We start from the raw sequence: 20,221 nt of genomic DNA on the forward strand, positions 1-20,221 counted from the left end.
TGCGGAGGTTCAGAATCGGGGCGGCGACATGCCGAAAGACATGAGCGAAGAGCAGGACGCCCCGCGCGCGCGCGGCGGCAAGACGCGTAAGGAACCCAAGTTGGAAGAAGCTCGACTGCGCCAGCAGGCGATCGGCGTGCGCCTGCGCCATATGTTCGAGGAAGTGGTGAACGAGCCCGTGCCGGACGACTTCCTGGAAATCCTGCGCCGCGCGGACGGCCGCGAAGGCTCGGGGGGCGATCGCTCGTGAGGGGTTCGACGGCTCCCAAGCCTCCGTCCAGCGACGATGAAGGATTCAAGGCCCAACTGGTGACGCTGATCCCGCACCTGCGCGCCTTCGCGCGCACGCTGACGGGCGACGCCACCTCCGCCGATGACCTGGCCCAGGACGCCCTGATGAAGGCCTGGGACGCACGCGCCAGCTATCAGATGGGCACCAACATGAAGGCCTGGACCTTCATGATCCTGCGCAACCAGTTCTATTCGGAGAAACGCCGGTCCTGGCGGCAGTCGCAGCTGGACCAAGAGGCGGCCGAGCGCACTCTGGTCGCCGTCGACGACCCGGAGGCCCCGGTGGCGCTGGACGAACTGCGTCAGGCTTTGGATTCCTTGCCCGCCGAGCAGCGCGAGGCACTGATCCTGGTCGGCGCCGGGGGCTTCGCTTACGAGGAGGCTGCGGAGATTTGCCAGTGCGCCGTCGGCACCGTGAAGAGCCGCGTCAGCCGTGCGCGTCGGTCGCTGCTCGGCATCCTGGAAACCGGCGGGTACGCGCGCGACGGCCGGGCGGCGGGCGACGCCATGCGCTCCATCCTCGCCGATGCGGATCGGTTGAGCGGCCCGTTGCGGACCTGACCGCGTGACCCCGCGCGGTCGATTGTTCCGGGGCAGGCTGCGGCCCCGCTTTCAGGGCATCCGCTTTCGTTTGGGTGCGGCGCTGGGTCTGGCTCTGCTGCCGTTCCTCGCCCTCAGCGCCTTCCAGGCCCAGGCGGACTTTCGCCAACAGTCAGACGAGCGCCGCGAGGTTCTGCGTCTCGCCGCGGAGCGCAGCGTCGCCGACCAGATGGGGCGGGTGCAGTCCACGGCTGCCCTGCTCGAAGTGTTGGCGCTCGAAGGCGTGGGGCAGGGCTGTCCGGCGCGGCTGGACGCGGTCGACGTGCGGCTGGCCAACTACGACGGTTTGGCCCGCTATGGATCCGATGGGGCGCTGCTCTGCGGCTCCGCGGCGGCGCCCGCGTCGGGGCCCTGGATCGACGACCTGCGGCAAGGACGACGCGTGGTCGCCGCACCGGTGGGGTCGGGTCGCTCCGGTCTCGTCGTCGCCCTTCGGCTCGAGCGGCCGCTCGGCGCCTTCGACGGCGCGACGGCGGTGGTCGTGCCGCTGACCCAGCTCCTGCCGAGACGCGATCTTCGCAATCTGCCGGAGGGAACACAGGCGGCGCTGGTCACCCCTGACGGCCGGGTTCTGGCCGCCACCGACCCCACGACCTTCCGGGACGTGCCGGCCCGCACGCCGCCGCCCGCCGACACCGGGCAGGCCATGGTCGTCGAGCGCGACGGGAAGGTGTTCGTGCGCGCCTCGCTGATTGATCAGGAGTTGCACGTTCTCTACGCCGCCCCGGCGCCGAGTATGTGGTCCTGGGCCTTGTTGAATCCGCTCGGCGCCTTTCTTCTGCCGATCGGCGTCTGGCTGGCCGCGTTCGTGGCGGTCATGGCGCTGTCCGAGAGGTTCGTGATCCGCTGGCTGGACTATCTTCAGCGCGTGGCGGCGATCCATGCCCGCGGCCGGTTGTCCGTGCGACCGATCCAGGCCGCGGCGGCGCCGACCGAGATACGCTCCCTGGCGCGGACGCTGGACGACCTGGCCGACGGCGTCACCATGCGCGACAGGTCGCTGACCCAGGCCCTGGAGGAAAAGGACGCGCTGATGCGCGAGATCCACCATCGGGTGAAGAACAATCTGCAGATCATCTCGTCCCTGCTGAGCATGCAGCAGCGCACGGTGAGCGACCCCGCGGCCAAGACCGCCTTGGGCGACACGCGTCAGCGCATCTCCGCCCTCGCCCTGATCTACCGAACCCTCTACCAGGCCGAGGATCTGGGCCGGGCCGACATGCGAGACTTCCTGAACGCCCTCGTCGGCCAGATGGTGGCGGACCAGGCGGGGCGCGGACAGATCGTCGACAGTTCCGTCGAAGCCGACTCCCTGATCGTCGATCCCGACAAGCTGGCGCCCATGGCCCTGTGGCTGGTCGAGGCGGTGTCCAACGCCCAGAAGCACGCCTTCGCCGCCGGCGGCGGGCGCAGTTTGGCCGTGCGCTTCCGCGTCGACGGCGAAACCAGCGTGCTGGAAGTCGAGGACGACGGGCCCGGTCTGAACACGGCGTCGGCCACCGGCGTCGGGCGCACCTTGATGGCCGCCTTCGCCAAACAGCTGCGGGGCGAGACGGAGGTTCTGGGTTCGCCGGTGGGGGGCGCGTTGGTGCGCATGACCTTCGCGACGCCGGGCGAGCGCGCCTCGGGAACCGCCGGCTGAAACCGGCGTTTCCTTTGCGACATCCCTCCCAGGAGCCCTAAGATGCGCAAGCTGTTCGTCATTCTGAGCGCCGCAGCCGCCCTGACCACGGCCGCGTGCAACACCGTCGCCGGCGTGGGTCGCGACGCCTCGGCCGCCGGCGACGCCGTCACCGACGCCGCGGAAGACGCCGCCGACTGACTTCCGAGTGGCCACATGGGCGCTGGCCCGCCCGTGTGAAGACGAGGCCCCGCCGGCCCCAACGGCGGGGCCTTCGCAATTCCGCTTTTCCCTGAACCGCGCCGCTCCTAGGGTTGGCGCGATCGGCCCGCAAAGAGGCCGTCAGAGGAATATCCGGGGGCCGAATGACTGACCATGTCGCAGACCCGTCGATCGACGATCCGCGCAAGATCCGCACCGTGGTGGCCGCGTCCGCCGCCGGCACGGCGTTCGAGTGGTACGACTTCTTCATCTTCGGCTCGCTGACGGCCGTCATCGCCCGCCATTTCTACGCCGACGTGGGCGAGGCGGCGTCCTACATTCTGGCTCTGCTGACCTTTGGTGTGGGCTTTGTCGTCCGCCCGCTCGGCGCCCTGGTCTTCGGATGGTTCGGGGACAGGACGGGGCGCAAGAAGACCTTTCTCGTCACCATCACCCTGATGGGCGTGGCCACCGTCGCGATCGGCCTGCTGCCCGACTATGAGCAGATCGGCCTCGCAGCTCCCATCCTGCTGATCGTCATGCGCATCCTCCAGGGCTTCGCGCTGGGCGGCGAATACGGCGGGGCCGCCATCTACGTGGCCGAGCACGCGCCGCCGAGGAAGCGTGGCTTGCTGACCGGCTGGATCCAGACCACCGCTGCCCTGGGTCTGATCGGCGCCCTGTCGGTCATCCTGATCACGCGCGCGATCGTGGGCACGGAAGCCTTCGACGAGTGGGGCTGGCGCATCCCCTTCCTGCTCTCCGCGCTCTTGCTGGCGGTGTCGCTGTGGATCCGCCTGCAGCTGAACGAAAGCCCGGCCTATGAGCGGATGAAGGCCGAGGCGGGGGAGAAGCGCGCGCCCTACGTCGAGAGCTTCCTGCGCTGGAACAATGGCCGTTTCGTCCTGATCGCCCTGTTCGGCATCATGATCGCCCAAGGCGCCGTCTGGTATTGCGGATATTTCTACGCCCGCTTCTTCATGGAGCGGGTGCTGAAGGTCGAGGTGAACACGGTCGATCAGCTGATGCTGGCGGTCACCGCCCTGTCGGCCTTCTTCTACGTCTTCTTCGCCTGGCTGTCGGACAAGGTGGGGCGCAAGCCCGTCATGCTGTTCGGCATGATCCTGGCGCTTGCGGCCTTTTTCCCCGGCTTTCAGGCGCTGACCCGCGCGGCCAATCCGGCGTTGGCGGAGGCCCAGTCCACGTTCCCCGTGACCGTCGTCGCGGATCCGGCCACCTGCGCCGTCCAATTCGATCCCGTCGGCAAGACGGCCTTCGCCTCATCCTGCGACATCGCCAAGAGCGTCCTGTCCAACGCGGGGGTCAGTTACGCCAATGAGGCGGCCGCACCGGAAACCTTGGCCGTCGTGCGCGTCGGCGACGTCGTGGTGTCTTCCGTCGAAGGAGAGGCCTTGGACCCCGCGGCGCTCAAGGCGGCCAGGTCGGACGTGGAAGGGCGCATCAAAGCCGCACTGGTGGCCGCCGGCTACCCCGAACGGGCCGATCCGGCGCGGATCAACCTCCCGGCCGTGTTCGGCATCCTGATGGTCTTCATCGTGGCGGCCACGGCGCTGTACGGACCGCAGGCGGCGGCGCTGGTCGAGCTGTTCCCCACCCGGGTCCGTTATACGGCGATGAGCCTCCCCTACCACGTCGGCACGGGCTGGGTCGGCGGCCTGCTGCCCGCCGCCAGCTTCGCCCTCGTGGCCTGGTCGGGGAACATCTATTTCGGCCTGTGGTACGCCGTGGCCTTCACGGCGCTTGCCGTGGTGGTCGCGTTGATCTGGCTGCCCGAGACCAAGGGGCGCGATCTGGACACCATCGGCCGGTGAGGCGTTATGGCGTCTCTGACGCAGGAGACGCCCATGACCTCGCCCCGTGACGCCGGACTGAAGCTGCTTCGCGAGCACGCCCTGATCGCCGGAAACCCGGTGACGGGCGCAAGTCGCATCGCGGTCGACGACCCGGCGACGGGGGACGTCATCGGTCATGTGCCCGATCTCGGCGCGGCGGAGACGGAGCGGGCGATCACGGCCGCCGCCGACGCCTTCCCCGACTGGTCGCGATCCGACCCGCATGCCCGGGCGCAGATCCTGCGCGACTGGGCCGCCCTGGTGGATGAGAACACCGACGGCCTCGCCGCCCTGATGGCGCTGGAAAACGGCAAGCCTTTTGCCGAGGCCAAGGGCGAAGTCGCCTACGCCAATGGCTTCCTGAAATGGTTCGCCGGTGAGGCCGAGCGCCTGCTGGGCGAGACGCAGGACAGCCCGCTGGGGCATCTGATCCTGACCTTCCGCCAGGCGGTCGGCCCCTGCGCCCTGATCACGCCGTGGAACTTCCCCGCCGCCATGCTGACGCGCAAGCTGGGCCCGGCGTTCGCCGCAGGATGCACCGCCGTGGTCAAGCCGGCCAGCCAGACCCCCTTCACCGCCATCGCCCTGGCCGAACTGGCCGATCGCGCCGGCCTGCCGAAAGGCGTGTTGAACGTCGTCACCGGCGACGCGGCGACCATCGGCGGCGTGCTGACGGCCTCGCCGCTGATCCGCAAACTGTCGTTCACCGGCTCCACCCCCGTCGGCCGCAAGCTGGCCGAGCAGTGCGCGCCGACGCTGAAGCGGGTGTCGATGGAGTTGGGCGGGGCCGCGCCCCTGATCGTCTTCACCGACGCGGACCTGGAGCACGCCGCCGAGGAGACGGTGAAGGGCAAGTTCCGCAACGCCGGCCAGACCTGCGTCTGCCCCAACCGCGTCTACGTCGAGGCCTTGGTGGCGGCGGAGTACGCGCGAGTCTTGGCGGAAAAGGTCGCGGCGCTGACGGTCGGCGGCGCCTTCGAGGACGGAGTGAAGGTCGGCCCCCTGATCGAGGACAAGGCGCTGGACAAGGTCGAGGCGCATCTGGCCGCCCTGAAGAAAGACGGCGCCAAAGTCCTGACCGGAGGCGGGCGACACGAGCGCGGCGGCCGCTTTTTCCAGCCGACGGTGACGCTGGGCGGCGACGACGCCCTGTTCCGCGAGGAGGAGACGTTCGGCCCCCTGGTCCCCGTCTTCCCGTTCGAGAGTGAGGACGAGGTGGTGGCCAAGGCCAACGACAGCCCGTTCGGTCTGGCCTCCTATCTGTTCACCCGCGACCTGGATCGCGCGATGCGGATCGGTCGTCGCATCGAGGCCGGCATGTGCGGCGTCAACACCGGCCTGATCTCCACCCCCGTCGCCCCCTTCGGCGGCGTGAAGCAGTCCGGCTACGGCCGCGAAGGCTCCGTCCACGGCATCGACGAGTACGTGGACGTCAAGGCGGTGACGCTGGCGCTGAAGTAAGGGGTCAGACCTTCTTCAGGTCGGCGATGAAGGTCTGGACCTGTTTGTTCGTCAGGTCGTTTCCGCGCCACCAGAACTCCGTCAGGGCCTGATGATTCAGCTCGACCCAGCGGATGACGAGGGGCGCGAGGCGGCGAAGATCGCGGTCGTCGAACTCCTCCGACTTGGCGACCACTCGAGGATCGGCCCCGATCGTCACCGAAAAGCTGGGCTGGCTGCGGCCGGGCTTGAGGAAGCATTTCACTCGAGGTCCGTGCTTGCCCATGATCGTCGAGATCATGACCACGGCGGGCACGCCCGTCTCGTCGGGGTCGAGGTTGGCCATCTCGAGAACGTCCTCATCATCCACGGCGGCCAACTCCTCGTCGAGGGTCGGTTCGCGGTCGATCCAGACGACGATGTTCTCACGGACTTCCATGCCGCAACGCGGTTAGCACAGATCGTCTCAAACCGGCAGCGCCCCGCGCTTCACCACCGTGCGCATCGCCACGCTGGAGCTGACCCGCGTCACGCCCGGTATGCGCGTCAACTCGCGCGCGTGGATGCGCTCCAGGTCGTCCACGTCGCGGCAGACCATGCGCAGCAGATAGTCGGATGATCCCGTCATCAGGTGGCACTCCACCACCTCCGGCACGGTGGCGATGGCGGTTTCGAAGGCGGTCAGGGCGCTTTCGGCCTGACTGGACAGAGTCACCGTCACGAACACCGAGATCGGCAGGCCGACCGCGCGTTCGTTGATGATGGCGGCATAGCGGCTGATGACGCCCTCGGTCTCCAGCGCCCGCAGGCGGCGCAGGCAGGCGCTTTCGGACAGGTTCACCGTACGCGCCAGGTCGGCGTTGGTCATGCGCCCGTCGGCCTGCAGGGCGCGGATCATGCGCCGGTCGGTCTCGTCCAGAGCGACGGCGGAAACGGTCTTCATCAGCGGCCTCCTTCGCAGGGTCTGCGACTTTACGGCGTTCACTCAGCGAAAAGAACAGGAACCTGTCGCGGAACCGCCGCTAGATTGCGCCCCGACGCGAGCCGTCCGTCGAAGACGGCCGCCCCCTTCAGACGAGGAAATCCCAGATGCGCGTCGGCGTCCCCAAGGAGATCAAGAAGAACGAGCACCGCATCGGCCTGACGCCGACCGCCGTGCGCGAATACGTCGCCCACGGCCACGACGTCACTGTGCAGGCCGGCGCGGGTCTGGGCGCGGGCTTCACCGACGCCGACTACAAGAAGGCGGGCGCCAAGCTGGCCACCTCGGCCGCCGAGATCTTCGCGAACGCCGACATGATCGTGAAGGTCAAGGAGCCGCAGAAGGTCGAGTGGGAGATGCTGAAGAAGGACCAGATCCTCTTCACCTATCTGCACCTCGCGCCTGATCCGGAGCAGACGAAGGGGCTGATGGCGTCCGGCTGCGCCGCCGTGGCCTATGAGACCGTCACCGACGCCAAAGGCGGCCTACCGCTGCTGGCGCCGATGTCCGAGGTCGCCGGACGGATCGCCGTCTTCTCGGCCGCCGAAACCCTGCTGAAGCACAACGGCGGCATGGGCCTGCTGTTCTGCGGCGTGCCGGGCGTGGCGCCGGCGCGGGTGCTGGTTCTGGGCGGCGGCGTCGTCGGCCTGAACGCGGCGCGCATGGCGCTGGGCCTCGGCGCCGAGGTCGTGGTGCTGGAACGCTCCATCCCGCGCATGGCCTACATCGACGAGGTGACCCAGGGCCGCGTCATCACCCGCTACTCCTCGATCGGCGCGGTCGAGGAGGAGCTGGTGAAGGCCGACGTCATCATCGGCGCCGTGCTGGTCCCGGGCGCCGAGGCGCCCAAGCTGATCAAGCGCGAGCATCTGAAGCAGATGAAGCCAGGCAGCGTTCTGGTCGACGTCGCCATCGACCAGGGCGGCTGTTTCGAGACCTCCAAGCCGACCACCCACGAGGACCCGACCTACGTCGTCGACGGCGTGGTGCACTATTGCGTCGCCAACATGCCGGGCGCCGCCCCGCGCACCTCGTCGGAAGCCCTGAACAACGCCACCCTGCCGTTCGGTCTGGCGCTGGCCGACCACGGGCTGGAGGCGCTGAAGATGAACCCCCACCTGGCCCGCGGCCTGAACGTGTTGAACGGCGAACTCACCTACCCCGCCGTCGGCGAGGCGCTGGGCCTGAAGTGGAGCGACCCTTACGGCGTGTGGGGGTGAGGCGAGGGAAGAGGGATGAGGGATGAGCGTTCGCCGCCGTCGTCCTCATCCCTAGTCCCTAGTCCCTCCCTACGGCATAAGCCGCCGATGAAGTTCCTCGACCAGGCCAAGATCTACATCCGCTCCGGCGACGGCGGCGGCGGCTCCGTGTCGTTCCGGCGCGAGAAATTCATTCCGCACGGCGGGCCGGACGGCGGCGACGGCGGCAAGGGCGGCGACGTCTGGATCACGGCCGTCGACGGCCTGAACACCCTGATCGACTTCCGCTACCAGCAGCATTTCAAGGCCGACACCGGCAATCACGGTCAGGGCCGCAACATGCACGGGGCCAAGGGCGAGGACGTGATCCTGCGCGTGCCCGTCGGCACCCAGGTGCTGGACGAGGACAAGGAGACGGTGCTGCTGGACATGGACCATGCCGGCAAGACCGAGATGCTGCTGCGCGGCGGCAACGGCGGCTGGGGCAACGCCCGCTTTAAGGGCCCGGTCAACCAGGCGCCGACCCACGCCAATCCGGGTCAGGAGGGGCAGGAGCGCGCCATCTGGCTGCGGCTGAAGCTGATCGCCGACGTCGGTCTGGCGGGGTTGCCCAACGCCGGCAAGTCCACTTTCCTGGCCGCCGTCTCGGCCGCGCGGCCCAAGATCGCCGACTATCCCTTCACCACCCTGGCCCCCAATCTGGGCACCGTGGACCTGAGCCCCAACGAGCGGTTCGTCATCGCCGACATCCCCGGCCTGATCGAGGGCGCCAGCGAGGGCGCGGGGCTGGGCACCCGCTTCCTCGGTCACGTAGAGCGCTCCGGCTGCCTGATCCATCTGGTCGACGCGACGCAGGACGACGTCGCCGGCGCTTGGCGAACCATCCGGCACGAGCTGGAGGCCTATGGGCAGGGCCTGGGCGACAAGACCGAGATCCTGGCCCTCAACAAGATCGACGCCCTGACCGACGAGGCGCGCACCGAGAAGGCGGCGGAGCTGAAGGCCGCCGCCGGCGTCGACCCCCTGCTGGTTTCCGGCGTGTCGGGAGAGGGCGTGGAGGCGCTGCTGCGCGCCGCGTGGACCGTCGTGCGCCGCACCCGCGGCGAGATCGCCTTGCCGGACGACGAGGACGACCTCGGCCCCGTCGAGGAGACGCCGGGCGGCTGGCGGCCCTGAGCCGTCAGGCCTTCGTCCAGTCCATGATCCAGTTCCATTCCCAGGTCGTCCCGCCGTCGCGCGAAATGCCCTGTCGCCAGCGATGGGAACTGCCGGTGATGCGGTCCCACAGGCCGCGCACGATGATGGGGCCTTGATCGTCCCGATCTTCGGAATCGAACACGCCGTCGCCGCCGACGAACCGACCCGACACGCCCTCGCCGCCCAGCTTTCCGATCCGGGCGTTCATCCAGTAATCGATCCAGACCCCGGCCTCCGCGTCCAGCGTCCTCAGCCCCATCCCTGAAAAGTCCCTGACCGGAATGCGCAGTTCCTCGACGTGGGCGCGGCCTTCCAGGATGGACCAGCAGGTCGCCTCGCCCTCGAAGACGTCCCAATCCTCGGGCGCCTTCAGCCGTCGGTGGGCGATGCGCCACTCGCCGCTCAGCCAGTCGAACTGTCCCGGCGCGGCCGGCGTCGAATCGGTCCGAACATGTCTGCCGTCGAGAACCGGCAGGACGGCCATCGCGGCCAGGAGGTCTCTACGGTCGGTCATGATCATCGTCGCGCTCCGTTCACGGCGAAGCTGGCGCCGAGCTGCTGACGGCGGTGCGGCAGCAGCCGTCAGCGGGCGCGGCGTCTTCGGCGGGGACAGGATCGTTCGGCCGTGTTAGGGCCACGCTGAGCATAAGCCCGGACGCGCCCCTCCCTTGAGCTTCTTCCACGCCGGACCCGCGCCCCGTGCCTTCGGCCCCCGTCCCGGGGCGCTGCGTGACGGACTGCATCTGACGTCGGGGATGCGGGTCGGCCTGTTCGGCGGCAGCTTCAATCCGGCCCACGACGGCCATGCCCATGTGGCGGAGACGGCGCTGAGCCGGCTCGGTCTCGACCGCGTGGTGTGGCTGGTGTCGCCCCAGAATCCTTTGAAGGACGCCCGCGAGACGGCGTCCTTGGAGGACCGGATGACTTCGGCGTGCGCCCAGGCGCGGGGGCCGGCCATGGTCGTGTCGGACGCGGAGACCCGGATGGGCACGCGCTGGACCGTCGACACCCTTCGGGCGCTCCGGGAGCGCCACCCGGGCGTACGGTTCGTCTGGCTGATGGGGTCGGACAATCTGGAAGGATTCGACCGCTGGCGGGGCTGGACCGACATCATGCGCGCCGTTCCGGTGGCCGTGGTGGCGCGCCCCGGCAGTCTTCTGGAAAGCCGGGCGGCGCCCGCGGCGCGGCGCTTCGCCTTCGCCCGCGTCTCCTCGCGCAAGGCGTCTCTGCTGCCCGGCATGCAGGCTCCGGCGTGGACCTATCTGCGCGCGCCGCTGAACGCGAAGTCCTCCACCGCAATTCGGCGTCAGTCCGGCGCCTGAAGCACGGCCGTTGTCGCGGCGCGCGACGGACCCCATGTGCGGGGCGCCGCCTTCGGAGAACCTCCCATGCCCATCGCCGCCCGTGCCTTCGCCGCCACTTCGGCGGACGCCGCCCTCGGTCGCTACGATTTCGACCGACGCGATCCGGGCCCCAACGACGTGGCGATCGAGATCAAATACGCCGGCGTCTGTCACTCCGACCTCCACGTGGTGAGGAACGACCTGGGCAACACGCGCTATCCCATCGTGCCGGGACACGAGATCGCCGGCGTGGTGACGGCCGTGGGGTCCGGCGTCGGAAGGTTCAAGGTCGGCGATCGCGTCGGCGTCGGCTGCATGGTCGACAGCTGCCGACAGTGCGGGCCCTGCCGCGAGGGCGAGGAGCAGTACTGCGTTCCCGGCATGACCCAGACCTACGGCTCTCCCGACCCCAAGGGGGCCGACGTGGGTCAGAAGATCACCCAGGGCGGCTATTCCACGGCCATCGTCGTCGATCAGGACTTCGTCGTCCGCATCCCCGACTCCCTGCCGCTGGACGCCGCGGCCCCTCTTCTGTGCGCCGGGATCACCACCTATTCGCCGCTGCGGACCTGGGGTGTCGGGCCGGGGTCCAGGGTGGCCGTCGTCGGCCTGGGCGGACTGGGTCACATGGCGGTCAAACAGGCCGCGGCCATGGGCGCCGAGGTCACCGTCGTCTCCACCTCCGACCGCAAGAAGGCCGACGCCGAGCGCATGGGGGCCCGGCACTTCCTGATCAACTCCGACAAGGCGGCCATCGCGGCGGCGGCCGAGAGCTTCGACCTGATCATCAACACCGTCTCGGCCACGCACGAGATCGCCGGTCACCTGAACCTTCTGGCCAAGGACGGGACCATGGTCATGCTGGGCCTGACGACGGAGGGCCTGCCGGTCTACGCTCTTCCGCTGCTGTGGCGCCGGCGCCGGGTGGCCGGTTCCCTGATCGGCGGCATCCGCGAGACGCAGGAGATGCTGGATTTCTGCGCCGCGCACGGCATCGCCTGCGACGTCGAGGTGATCGCGCCCGACCGCATAAACGAGGCCTATGAGCGGATGGAGAAGTCCGACGTGCGCTACCGCTTCGTGCTGGACATGAGCAGGATCGAAGAGGCGCCGTGACCGAATGACGGCGCTTTGCGCGCAACGTCCGCCAAGCTAAAGCGTATTCCAGAAGGCAGGGGCCCGCTCCAGAGGCTCCGCCGACAGGGACAGGAATCGCACATGGCACGCGTCGCACTCGTGACGGGCGGAACCCGCGGCATCGGCAAGGCGATCGTGGAGCGGCTCAAGGCCGACGGCATGGAGGTCGCCGCCGGCTACTCCGGCAACGTCGAGGCGGCCGAGGCGACCGCGCGCGACCTGGGCGTGATGGTGGTCAAGGGAAACGTCGGCTCGTTCGAGGACTGCGAACGCGCGGTCAGGGAGGTCGAGGCGGCGTTGGGCCGGATCGACGTGCTGGTGAACAACGCCGGCATCACCCGGGACGGCTTCTTCCACAAGATGACCCACGACCAATGGTCCGACGTGATCCGCGTCAACATGGACTCGGTCTTCAACATGACGCGCCAGGTCATCAACGGCATGCGCGACCGCGGCTGGGGTCGGATCGTCAACATCTCTTCCATCAACGGTCAGAAGGGCCAGATCGGGCAGGCCAATTATTCGGCCGCCAAGGCCGGGATGATCGGCTTCACCAAGGCGCTGGCGCTGGAGAACGCACGCAAGGGCGTGACGGTGAACTGCATCGCCCCCGGCTACATCGACACCGAGATGGTGGGCGCGATGGACGAGAAGGTGCTGGCCGGCATCATCGCCCAGATCCCGGTCGGACGACTTGGGAAAGGCGAGGAGATCGCCGACATGGTGTCCTGGCTGGCGGGTGAGCGTGCCGGATATGTCACAGGCTGCACCCTGTCGCTGAACGGCGGTCAGTATCTCGTCGGCTGACGGAATCCGGCCCAAAATCCGCCGGGGTGAGCCATTCAAGTCGGGTTCATGATGCTTGGGATGCGGACCCGAAAGGCGACCTTGCGCCTGCTGGCCGCGACGGCGGTCGCCGTCGTGGCCGCTTCCGCCGTGGCCGATGTGGCGGCGGCCCAGTCCGGCACCATTCTGCGCGGAGACGCGCCCAGCCGCAGCCGCAGCGGCTTGCCCGACACGGGCCGCTACGTCTCCGAGGCCGGGCAAAGCTTCGTTCTTGACCGATCCGGCCCCCGCACCTTGATGCGGTTCGAGCGCTCCAACGAGGTCTGGGTCCTGCGTCCTCAACCGGCGCCGCGCGGCGACGTCATCCTGCGCAACGACGCCGGCGATCAGGTGCTGCGGGTCACGCCCGACGGCAACATGACCCTCTACACCGCCTCCGCGCCGCAGGGCGTTCCGGTGTCGGCCCAGGGCTCGGCGGCGCGGCTTCTGCCGCCGACGCTGACGGCGGTGCAACTCGCCAACTTCATCATCCACCAAAGCGGACGCGCGTCCAGCGCCGTGGGTCGCCTCGTCATCATCGACGTCGAGATCGGGGAGGGGGGCGAGGCCGTGGCCGCCGACGCCGTGGCCACGGCCGTCGAGGCCGTGGTCCGCATGGCCCGGTCGGCGGGTCTGCGTCAGGACGCCGGACGCGTCCGGCGCATCGTCGTGACCGACCAAGGTCGGCCCCGGATCACCTTCGCGCGCGGCGTGCTGACGATCGGCATCGACCCCACGGCGGGCTATGCGGGCCGCCCGTCTTCGGCGCGGATCGCCCGGGTCGTCTCGGGCGTCGAATAGGCGTCAGCCGCAGAACACGTCCTTGGCCGCCCGACGCGCGGCGAAGGTCTCGGCGTCTCCGGCGGTCAGGAAGGGATTGAACCGCCTCTCGATCCCGACGGTCGTGGGCACGGTCGGAAGGCCGTTCGTCCGCCACGCCATCAGGCCGTCGACGTGCGCCGCCAACGCCGGGCTGTGGTCCACGGTCACGGCGAAACGGGCATTGCCTTCGGCGTACTCATGCGCGGCCCAGAGCACGGTGTCGTCCGGCCAAAGCGCGATGCGCGACAGGCTGGCCCACATCTGCACCGGCGTCCCCTCGAACAGCCGTCCGCACCCCAACGGAAAGATCACGTCGCCGACGAAGGCGGTGCGCGCCGCCTCGGCCAGATAGACGATGTGACCCAAGGTATGGCCAGGCGCTTCAAGCACGTCGAAGCGGGTCGCGCCGAGATCGACGCCGTCGCCCTCGACGACCGCGCGGTCCAGCGGCGCGACGCGACGCACCTCCTCCGGACCCACGACGACGCAGCCGGTGGCGGCCTTCAGCGCTTCCGCCCCCTGGGTGTGGTCTGGGTGCCAGTGCGTGGTCAGCAGCAGGTCCAGGCGTCCCCAGCCGCTGGCCTCGAGGTCCGCGAGGACGGCGGCGGCGTCCGGCGCGTCCACTGCGGCCACCGCCCCCGTCGCGCCGTCACGGGCCAGGAAGCCGTAATTGTCGGTCAGGCAGGGGAAGAGGCGCACGTCCAGGGTCATGAGGGGCATCCTAGCGGCGACCGCGTGAGCGGCCTATCCTGCGGTCATGCGTCGTGGCGTCGAAGAGCTCAGGGCCTTCTATGGCGAAGCGGCCGGCCAGGTCGTGAGGCGTCTGGTCGCGCGGCGCCTCGACGACGCCTGGGGCGAGGCGACGGGCTGCGACGTCCTGGGCCTGGGCTACGCCGTGCCCTGGTTGGACGCTTTCGTGGGGGCGCGGCGCCAGATCGCCGCCATGCCCGGGGGGCAAGGCGCCGAGTCCTGGCCTCCGGTCGGCCGCAATCGAACGGCCCTGGTGGATGAGCGCACCCTGCCGTTCGCGGCCGGCGCCTTCGACCGGGTGCTGCTGATCCATGCCTTGGAAGAGGCCGACGCTCCCGCCCAGGTGCTGGCCGAGGCCGTGCGCGTGCTGGCTCCGACCGGGCGCATCATCCTGGCGACGGCGGCGCGGGGCGGCCTTTGGGCGCGCGCGGAATCGACCCCCTTCGGTCACGGCCGGCCCTTCACTCGCCGTCAGCTGGAAGGCTTGGTCCGCCAGGTCGGGCTGGAACCGTCGGCCTGGTCGCAGACGCTCTACGTCCCGCCCTGGCGGCCCCTGCTGGGCATGGCCGATGGATTCGAAGAGGCGGGCCGTCGCGTGGCCCCCGGGTTCGCCGGTCTGATCCTGCTGGAAGCGACGCGCCAGGCCTATGCCCGCGTCCGCCCCCGGGGCGCGGCGGCGACCGTCCCGTCGGCCCCGATCCTGCAGCCGGCGCCCGCCACGCGCGGCGGTGCGCTGGCCCCGCACGACGAACCTCTCTAGATCGGGCCCATGAACCGGCTGATCCTGATGCGGCATGCCAAGGCCGAGCGAGAGGCGCCTTCCGGGCGTGACGTCGATCGTCCGTTGAGCGCCCGAGGCGTCAACGACGCGGGCCTTGTGGCACGTGCCCTCGCTCAGCGTGGCGTGCGGCCGGACATGGCGCTGGTGTCCGGCGCGGAGCGCACGCGCCGGACCTGGGACGCCGTCCACGACGCCTTCGGGGACGTGGAAGTCCTGATCGAGCCCGGCCTCTACGACGCCTCGGCCTCCACCCTGCGTCGCGCGGTGGAAGCGCAGGAGGACCGCGCCGGCTGCCTGATCCTGATCGCGCACAATCCGGGCGTTCATCAGCTGGCGGTCGAGCTGCTGATCGAGGGCGCGGCGTCGCCTGCGGCCATCGAGCGTTTCGCCGCCGGCTTCCCGACGGGCGCGGCCGCCGTCTTCGCCCTGGACGCCAACGGCCGCGCTTCGCTGGAACTGTTCCTCAAGCCGCGCGACGTCGGCGGCGGGGCCGACGTGTGACCACGGCCTTCAAGATCGTCGACGCCCAGGAGTGGGCGAGTGCCCGTCGGATCGGCGCCTATGCGGGCTCAGCGGTCGATTTGGCCGACGGCTACGTCCATCTGTCGGCCGCAGGCCAGCTCGCAGAGACGGCGCGCCGCCACTATTCTGGGCGGGACGGGCTGCGTCTGCTCGAAGTCGATCTGGAGCGACTGGACGCCGTGAAATGGGAACCGTCGCGCGGAGGCGATCTGTTTCCCCATCAGTACGGGCCTCTGCCCGTCGCGGCGGTGCTGTCCGACCGACCGATGTCGGTGTCCGCCGAAGGCGTCATGACGGTCGGCGATCCATGCTGAGCGCGGTCGCGGCCCCGCTGCTTCGCCGGATGGATCCGGAGACGGCGCACCGGATGGCGGTCCGGGGTCTCGCCCTCATGCCGCCGCCGCGCCCCACGGCGCCGGACCCGGTTCTGACGACGCGTCTTGCCGGCCTGACTTTGCCCAATCCGGTCGGCCTCGCGGCGGGCCTGGACAAGAACGCGGAGGCGCTGGGCGGTCTGGCGGGGCTGGGCTTCGGCTTCGTCGAGACGGGCTCGGTGACGCCCAGGCCCCAGGACGGCAATCCCCGCCCGCGTCTGTTCCGCCTGAACGAGGACGCCGCCGTCATCAACCGCATGGGTTTCAACAATGCGGGGCTGGACGCCTTCGCCGAGCGCCTCGACCGTCGGCCGCCGGGGGTATTGGTCGGCGCCAATCTGGGGGCCAACAAGGATTCGGAGGACCGGGCGGCGGACTACGTGACCGGCCTGCGTCGCCTCGCCGGCAAGGCGGACTGGTTCACCGTCAACGTCTCCTCGCCCAACACGCCGGGCCTGCGCGCGCTGCAGGGGCGCGACGCGCTGGACGATCTGCTTGGACGGGTCGCGGAGGCGCGCCCGGCCGACGGCGCGCCGGTCTTTCTCAAGATCGCGCCCGATCTGGAGGCCTCGGAGATCGCGCAGATCGTTCAGGCGGCGCGGGCCTGGAAGCTGGACGGACTGATCGTCTCCAACACCACGATCGCACGTCCGGCCGACCTGCGGTCGCGGCACGCCGTCGAGGCGGGCGGACTTTCCGGCGCGCCGCTGAAGCCGTTGGCGCGGCGGGCCCTGTCGCTCGCGGCCGAAGCGTCCGAGGGGAGGCTGGCTCTGATCGCGGCGGGCGGCGTCGATTCCGGCGAGGAGGCCCTGCTGCGCCTCCGCATGGGCGCCGGCGCCGTCCAGCTCTATTCCGCCCTGGTCCACCATGGCCCCGGCCTGGTCCGCCGCATCGTGGCCGATCTGCGCGCCCGACTTCTGGCCGAAGGATTCACCACGATTTCCGAGGCCGTCGGCACGGCGCGTTGACGAGGCGTTAGGGGCGGTTGAGGCAGGATTTCCGACCGGGAGCCTCCATCTCCCGTCGTCGGGGAGACCGCATGACGACCGCGAGCGACGCCAGCCCCTGGGCCACGGCCGTGCGTCAGCGCCGCAAGGCGCTGTTGCAGCGCCTCGGCATGGGCGCGGCCGCCGCCTTCGTGTTCAGCCCCATCCTGACGTGGAATTTCGCGGCCCTGTGGGTCGGCGGCTACTTCCTGGTCCAACTTCTGGACCTGATGATCTTCGGGCCGGTCAATGCGGGCAAGGTCGACCGCATGGGGCCGCTTCGCATGGTCGCGGCGAACGCCATGCTGGTGTTCAACGCCGCCTATTTCGGCAGTCTGTCCATCGCCCTGTGGATCGCCGGCGGACCCATGGGCGGGATCAGCGCGGCCATTCTGCTGTCGTCGGGCGCGATCTACGGCGTCGTCAACGCGCCGCGGTCGAGACTGGTTCTCGCCCTCACCATCGCCCCGCATTTCGCCTACCTCACGGCGACGCCGTTTCTGATGCTCGCCTGGGGGGCGCCCCCCGCCTATTGCGTGGCCGGGGCCACGGGCATCGCGGTCTTCATGGCCTATTGCCTGTCGACCTGGCGGCAGATGGAGCGCGCCCGGACGTCCGAAGCGGCCGCCCGGCTGGAGGCGGACCGCAAGCGGCGCGAGGCGGAAGACGCCATGAACGGCCGATCCGCCTTCCTGGCCGCCGTCGGCCATGACCTGCGCACGCCGATCGGCGCCATCATGAGCGGCGCGATGGAGATCGAACGCACGGCGGGCGACTCCGCGTCGCGGGCCCAGGCCAAGCTGATCGCCGACGCCGGCCTGATGATGAAGGCGCTGCTGGACGACCTGCTTGATCACGCCAAGCTGGACGCGGGCCGCATGACGGTGGACAGCGTCGACTTCGACCTGCGCGTCCTGACCGCCCAGACCCTGATGCTGTGGCAGCGCCCGGTGCGCGCCAAGGGCCTGCGTCTGCGGGTGGAGGGCGCCTCGACCCTGCCGCGCGGGGTTCAGGGCGATCCGATGCGGCTGCGTCAGGTCTTGAACAATCTGATCTCGAACGCGGTCAAGTTCACGAAGGAGGGGTCCGTCACCCTGCGCCTGTCGTCTTGGACCGACGAGCACGGCGCGCATGCGGTGGTCATGGAGGTCGTCGACACCGGCCCCGGCATGACGGCCGACCAGGTGGCGCGGCTGTTCACGCCGTTCGACCAGACCGCCGAAGGCGTCGGCGCCCGGCACGGCGGCACCGGTCTGGGTCTGGCGATCAGCCGCGAGCTGGTCGGACTGATGGGCGGGCGGCTGACGGTGCGCAGCCGGCCGGGAGAGGGCGCGGCCTTCGCCGTGGCCCTGACCTTCGCGCCCTCCGCCGGAGAGGCCCTGCGCGCCGACGCGCCCGACGACACCGGCCGCCTGGTCCTGGCCCAGGCCCTGACCGGCGCCGCGCGCCCTGCCGTCGCGCCGCCGGCGCCCCTCGTGCCGGAGGCGCCGACCCCCGAGCCGGTCGCGGTCGCCGCTTCGGACGAGGCGGCCGATGCGGACGAGGGCCGGCCGATGAAGGTCCTGGTCGTCGACGACCACGACATCAACCGCCGCGCGGTCCAGCTGATCCTCATGCCGCTGGGCTGCGAGGTGACGACGGCCGAGGACGGCATGGCGGCGCTGCGGGCCTGCGACCAGAATCAGTTCGACCTGATCTTCATGGACGTGCGGATGCCCGAGCTGGACGGGCGGGAGACGACGCGTCGCCTGCGCGCCTCGGGCGGGGTCAACGCGAGGGCGCCCGTGATCGCCGTGACGGCCGACACCAGCCCGGAGGACATCCAGGCCTGTCTGGACGCGGGCATGACCTATTTCGTGCCCAAGCCGATCACGCCGCCGGCCCTGCTGGGCGCGGTCCAGCATGTGCTGTCGGCGCAGGACCAGGACGATCGGGCGGCGGCGCCCGCGGAAGTCGCCGCCGCCTGATCCGGGATCAGAGCTGGGTCAACAGGTGCTCGGCCGAGCTGACGCGGAACTCGCCCGGCTGTTCGACGTGCAGCTGATCGACCACGCCGTCCTTCACGACCATGGCGTAGCGCTGCGACCGCTCGCCCAGGCCGCCGCGGCTGGCGTCCATGGTCAGGCCCAGCGCGCGGGTCAGCTCGCCGTTGCCGTCGCCCAGCATGGCGATCTCGTCCTCGCCCACGCCCTGGCTGTCGCCCCAGGCGCGCATGACCCAGCCGTCGTTCACCGACAGGCAGGCGACCTGGTCGATCCCCTTGGCCTTGATGTCGTCCAGGCTGGTCTTGAAGCCGGGCAGGTGGTTGGCCGAGCAGGTCGGGGTGAAGGCGCCCGGCACGGCGAACAGGGCGACGGTGCGGCCCTGGAAGAAGTCGTCGGTGCTCACCGGCCTGGGCCCTTCGGAGGTCGCCAGGCTGAGCGTGGCCGAGGGGATGCGGTCGCCGATCTGGATGGTCACGGGCAGGCTCCGATGCGCGAGGGACGATGAGGGTCCGCAGATAGGCGGTCGCGGCCGATCCGCCAAGCGCCGGCCCTTGCGCCGGGCCCGATCCGTCCCGATGATGAGGACATGGACGGCTCCTCCTCCCTCACAGGCCGCCTTCTGGTCGCCATGCCCGGCATCGGCGATCCGCGGTTCGAACACGCGGTGATTCTGGTCTGCTCGCACGGCGACGATCACGCCATGGGCGTGCGTCTGGATCATCCCGCGCCGGGCGTCGACGTGGCGACGGTGCTGGACCGGCTGGATCTTCCGCCGGCGGACGGCGCGCCCGATCGTCCCGTCCTGGTCGGCGGCCCCGTGGAGCGGGAACGCGGCTTCGTGGTGCATTCCGACGACTGGCTGTCGCACGGTTCCAGTCGGCCGTTCGGCGAGGGGCTGGCCCTGACCGGCACGCGCGACGCCCTGGTGGCCATGGGCGACCCGGTCGCCGGACCGCGCCGCGCGCTTCTGGCCCTGGGCTACGCCGGCTGGGACGAGGGCCAGCTGGAAGCCGAGCTGGCCGAAAACGTCTGGCTGATCGCCGACGCCGACGCCGACCTCGTCTTCGATCTGGACCATGCCTCGAAATGGTCGCGCGCCCTGCGTCAGGTCGGCGTCTTCGAAGCCGGCGCTCTGTCGGGCCAGAGTGGGCGGGCCTGACGCAGCATCGGAGAATTGCCGTCTCGCTCCGTCGTTTTTCACGCGGAGTTGGGAAGGGCGGGCGGAGCGCCGGGCGCGGAGCCCGGATGAGGATTGAGTTTACCGTTTCGGCTTCGCGACGACGCTCCGCGCGGCTCGTCTGATCAGGAGCTG

The 20,221-nt window shown here is 70.0% G+C and carries 23 protein-coding genes; 18 read left to right on the plus strand and 5 right to left on the minus strand.

Annotated features, from left to right (window positions below; all coding sequences use genetic code 11):
* Positions 1-40 precede the first annotated feature (40 nt).
* The 6 genes from VGN45_RS05405 (at position 41) to VGN45_RS05430 (ending at position 6,027) form a co-directional block, all read left to right on the plus strand.
* A complete protein-coding gene (locus VGN45_RS05405; RefSeq protein ID WP_327460144.1) occupies positions 41-250 on the plus strand; it encodes a NepR family anti-sigma factor in 210 nt (69 codons plus the stop codon).
* Positions 247-852: a sigma-70 family RNA polymerase sigma factor gene (locus tag VGN45_RS05410; protein WP_327460145.1), complete on the plus strand. Its 606-nt coding sequence runs from the start codon at positions 247-249 to the stop codon at positions 850-852. Before VGN45_RS05405 ends, VGN45_RS05410 begins: the two co-directional genes overlap by 4 nt.
* A gap of 4 nt (positions 853-856) precedes the next feature.
* Positions 857-2,533 (plus strand): sensor histidine kinase, encoded by a 1,677-nt coding sequence (locus VGN45_RS05415; protein WP_327460146.1) that lies wholly within the window; start codon positions 857-859, stop codon positions 2,531-2,533.
* A 42-nt stretch (positions 2,534-2,575) separates the two neighbouring features.
* The gene (locus VGN45_RS05420) at positions 2,576-2,713 is read left to right on the plus strand and encodes an entericidin A/B family lipoprotein (protein WP_327460147.1); all 138 of its coding nucleotides are present in this window, start codon (positions 2,576-2,578) and stop codon (positions 2,711-2,713) included.
* A 164-nt stretch (positions 2,714-2,877) separates the two neighbouring features.
* Positions 2,878-4,545 carry an MFS transporter gene (locus tag VGN45_RS05425; protein ID WP_327460148.1) on the plus strand — a complete coding sequence of 556 codons (1,668 nt, stop codon included), beginning with the start codon at positions 2,878-2,880 and terminating at the stop codon, positions 4,543-4,545.
* Between the two features lie 33 nt (positions 4,546-4,578).
* Complete coding sequence (locus tag VGN45_RS05430) at positions 4,579-6,027, plus strand: NAD-dependent succinate-semialdehyde dehydrogenase (protein ID WP_327460149.1); 1,449 nt, start codon at positions 4,579-4,581, stop codon at positions 6,025-6,027.
* Positions 6,028-6,031: 4 nt separating this feature from the next.
* Here the strand turns inward: VGN45_RS05430 and VGN45_RS05435 are convergent, their stop codons facing one another.
* Both VGN45_RS05435 and VGN45_RS05440 read right to left on the minus strand, forming a co-directional pair.
* On the minus strand, positions 6,032-6,445 hold the full coding sequence (locus VGN45_RS05435; protein ID WP_327460150.1) for a hypothetical protein: 414 nt from the start codon (positions 6,443-6,445) through the stop codon (positions 6,032-6,034).
* 27 nt (positions 6,446-6,472) lie between these two features.
* Entirely contained in the window at positions 6,473-6,949 is a 477-nt protein-coding gene (locus tag VGN45_RS05440) for an Lrp/AsnC family transcriptional regulator (RefSeq protein ID WP_327460151.1), read from the minus strand.
* Between the two features lie 146 nt (positions 6,950-7,095).
* Between VGN45_RS05440 and ald the strand changes: the two genes are divergently transcribed.
* Both ald and obgE read left to right on the plus strand, forming a co-directional pair.
* Positions 7,096-8,208 (plus strand): alanine dehydrogenase, encoded by a 1,113-nt coding sequence (ald, locus tag VGN45_RS05445; protein ID WP_327460152.1) that lies wholly within the window; start codon positions 7,096-7,098, stop codon positions 8,206-8,208.
* An 87-nt stretch (positions 8,209-8,295) separates the two neighbouring features.
* A complete protein-coding gene (gene obgE, locus VGN45_RS05450; protein ID WP_327460153.1) occupies positions 8,296-9,363 on the plus strand; it encodes a GTPase ObgE in 1,068 nt (355 codons plus the stop codon).
* Positions 9,364-9,367: 4 nt separating this feature from the next.
* On the opposite strand, the gene VGN45_RS05455 is transcribed toward obgE, so the two are convergent.
* On the minus strand, positions 9,368-9,898 hold the full coding sequence (locus VGN45_RS05455; protein ID WP_327460154.1) for a hypothetical protein: 531 nt from the start codon (positions 9,896-9,898) through the stop codon (positions 9,368-9,370).
* A 154-nt stretch (positions 9,899-10,052) separates the two neighbouring features.
* Between VGN45_RS05455 and VGN45_RS05460 the strand changes: the two genes are divergently transcribed.
* From VGN45_RS05460 to VGN45_RS05475, 4 genes are all read left to right on the plus strand, one after another.
* Positions 10,053-10,706: a nicotinate-nucleotide adenylyltransferase gene (locus VGN45_RS05460; RefSeq protein WP_327460155.1), complete on the plus strand. Its 654-nt coding sequence runs from the start codon at positions 10,053-10,055 to the stop codon at positions 10,704-10,706.
* A gap of 66 nt (positions 10,707-10,772) precedes the next feature.
* Positions 10,773-11,843, plus strand: coding sequence for an NAD(P)-dependent alcohol dehydrogenase (locus tag VGN45_RS05465; RefSeq protein WP_327460156.1), 1,071 nt, complete (start codon positions 10,773-10,775; stop codon positions 11,841-11,843).
* Between the two features lie 102 nt (positions 11,844-11,945).
* Positions 11,946-12,671, plus strand: a complete 726-nt coding sequence (gene phbB, locus VGN45_RS05470; protein ID WP_327460157.1) for an acetoacetyl-CoA reductase — start codon at positions 11,946-11,948, stop codon at positions 12,669-12,671.
* 60 nt (positions 12,672-12,731) lie between these two features.
* Positions 12,732-13,490, plus strand: a complete 759-nt coding sequence (locus VGN45_RS05475; protein ID WP_327460158.1) for a DUF4908 domain-containing protein — start codon at positions 12,732-12,734, stop codon at positions 13,488-13,490.
* 3 nt (positions 13,491-13,493) lie between these two features.
* On the opposite strand, the gene gloB is transcribed toward VGN45_RS05475, so the two are convergent.
* Entirely contained in the window at positions 13,494-14,222 is a 729-nt protein-coding gene (gene gloB / locus VGN45_RS05480; protein ID WP_327460159.1) for a hydroxyacylglutathione hydrolase, read from the minus strand.
* Between the two features lie 46 nt (positions 14,223-14,268).
* Here gloB and VGN45_RS05485 point away from each other — a divergent pair, with 46 nt between their 5' ends.
* The 5 genes from VGN45_RS05485 to VGN45_RS05505 all read left to right on the plus strand — a co-directional run bounded on the left by VGN45_RS05485 (position 14,269) and on the right by VGN45_RS05505 (position 18,891).
* Positions 14,269-15,021, plus strand: a complete 753-nt coding sequence (locus tag VGN45_RS05485) for a methyltransferase domain-containing protein (protein ID WP_327460160.1) — start codon at positions 14,269-14,271, stop codon at positions 15,019-15,021.
* 9 nt (positions 15,022-15,030) lie between these two features.
* On the plus strand, positions 15,031-15,543 hold the full coding sequence (locus VGN45_RS05490; protein WP_327460162.1) for a SixA phosphatase family protein: 513 nt from the start codon (positions 15,031-15,033) through the stop codon (positions 15,541-15,543).
* A complete protein-coding gene (locus VGN45_RS05495) occupies positions 15,540-15,878 on the plus strand; it encodes a DUF952 domain-containing protein (RefSeq protein ID WP_327460164.1) in 339 nt (112 codons plus the stop codon). Before VGN45_RS05490 ends, VGN45_RS05495 begins: the two co-directional genes overlap by 4 nt.
* Complete coding sequence (locus VGN45_RS05500) at positions 15,872-16,906, plus strand: quinone-dependent dihydroorotate dehydrogenase (RefSeq protein WP_327460166.1); 1,035 nt, start codon at positions 15,872-15,874, stop codon at positions 16,904-16,906. Before VGN45_RS05495 ends, VGN45_RS05500 begins: the two co-directional genes overlap by 7 nt.
* A gap of 71 nt (positions 16,907-16,977) precedes the next feature.
* Positions 16,978-18,891 (plus strand): ATP-binding protein, encoded by a 1,914-nt coding sequence (locus tag VGN45_RS05505; RefSeq protein WP_327460168.1) that lies wholly within the window; start codon positions 16,978-16,980, stop codon positions 18,889-18,891.
* Between the two features lie 7 nt (positions 18,892-18,898).
* Here the strand turns inward: VGN45_RS05505 and VGN45_RS05510 are convergent, their stop codons facing one another.
* Entirely contained in the window at positions 18,899-19,384 is a 486-nt protein-coding gene (locus tag VGN45_RS05510; RefSeq protein ID WP_327460170.1) for a peroxiredoxin, read from the minus strand.
* Between the two features lie 111 nt (positions 19,385-19,495).
* Between VGN45_RS05510 and VGN45_RS05515 the strand changes: the two genes are divergently transcribed.
* Positions 19,496-20,068, plus strand: a complete 573-nt coding sequence (locus VGN45_RS05515) for a YqgE/AlgH family protein (RefSeq protein ID WP_327460172.1) — start codon at positions 19,496-19,498, stop codon at positions 20,066-20,068.
* The last annotated feature ends 153 nt before the right edge of the window (positions 20,069-20,221 follow it).

The sequence above is a fragment of the Brevundimonas sp. genome, from assembly GCF_035999125.1.
Classification (GTDB): Bacteria; Pseudomonadota; Alphaproteobacteria; order Caulobacterales; family Caulobacteraceae; genus Brevundimonas.

Excerpts from the sequence above, each read along its gene's own strand:
- VGN45_RS05405 (WP_327460144.1), top strand. The coding sequence starts at position 41 with ATGAGCGAAGAGCAGGACGCCCCGCGCGCGCGCGGCGGCAAGACGCGT.
- VGN45_RS05420 (WP_327460147.1), top strand. The coding sequence starts at position 2,576 with ATGCGCAAGCTGTTCGTCATTCTGAGCGCCGCAGCCGCCCTGACCACG.
- VGN45_RS05425 (WP_327460148.1), top strand. The coding sequence starts at position 2,878 with ATGACTGACCATGTCGCAGACCCGTCGATCGACGATCCGCGCAAGATC.
- VGN45_RS05430 (WP_327460149.1), top strand. The coding sequence starts at position 4,579 with ATGACCTCGCCCCGTGACGCCGGACTGAAGCTGCTTCGCGAGCACGCC.
- VGN45_RS05435 (WP_327460150.1), bottom strand. The coding sequence starts at position 6,445 with ATGGAAGTCCGTGAGAACATCGTCGTCTGGATCGACCGCGAACCGACC.
- VGN45_RS05440 (WP_327460151.1), bottom strand. The coding sequence starts at position 6,949 with ATGAAGACCGTTTCCGCCGTCGCTCTGGACGAGACCGACCGGCGCATG.
- ald (WP_327460152.1), top strand. The coding sequence starts at position 7,096 with ATGCGCGTCGGCGTCCCCAAGGAGATCAAGAAGAACGAGCACCGCATC.
- obgE (WP_327460153.1), top strand. The coding sequence starts at position 8,296 with ATGAAGTTCCTCGACCAGGCCAAGATCTACATCCGCTCCGGCGACGGC.
- VGN45_RS05455 (WP_327460154.1), bottom strand. The coding sequence starts at position 9,898 with ATGACCGACCGTAGAGACCTCCTGGCCGCGATGGCCGTCCTGCCGGTT.
- VGN45_RS05465 (WP_327460156.1), top strand. The coding sequence starts at position 10,773 with ATGCCCATCGCCGCCCGTGCCTTCGCCGCCACTTCGGCGGACGCCGCC.
- phbB (WP_327460157.1), top strand. The coding sequence starts at position 11,946 with ATGGCACGCGTCGCACTCGTGACGGGCGGAACCCGCGGCATCGGCAAG.
- VGN45_RS05475 (WP_327460158.1), top strand. The coding sequence starts at position 12,732 with ATGCGGACCCGAAAGGCGACCTTGCGCCTGCTGGCCGCGACGGCGGTC.
- gloB (WP_327460159.1), bottom strand. The coding sequence starts at position 14,222 with ATGACCCTGGACGTGCGCCTCTTCCCCTGCCTGACCGACAATTACGGC.
- VGN45_RS05485 (WP_327460160.1), top strand. The coding sequence starts at position 14,269 with ATGCGTCGTGGCGTCGAAGAGCTCAGGGCCTTCTATGGCGAAGCGGCC.
- VGN45_RS05490 (WP_327460162.1), top strand. The coding sequence starts at position 15,031 with ATGAACCGGCTGATCCTGATGCGGCATGCCAAGGCCGAGCGAGAGGCG.
- VGN45_RS05500 (WP_327460166.1), top strand. The coding sequence starts at position 15,872 with ATGCTGAGCGCGGTCGCGGCCCCGCTGCTTCGCCGGATGGATCCGGAG.
- VGN45_RS05505 (WP_327460168.1), top strand. The coding sequence starts at position 16,978 with ATGACGACCGCGAGCGACGCCAGCCCCTGGGCCACGGCCGTGCGTCAG.
- VGN45_RS05515 (WP_327460172.1), top strand. The coding sequence starts at position 19,496 with ATGGACGGCTCCTCCTCCCTCACAGGCCGCCTTCTGGTCGCCATGCCC.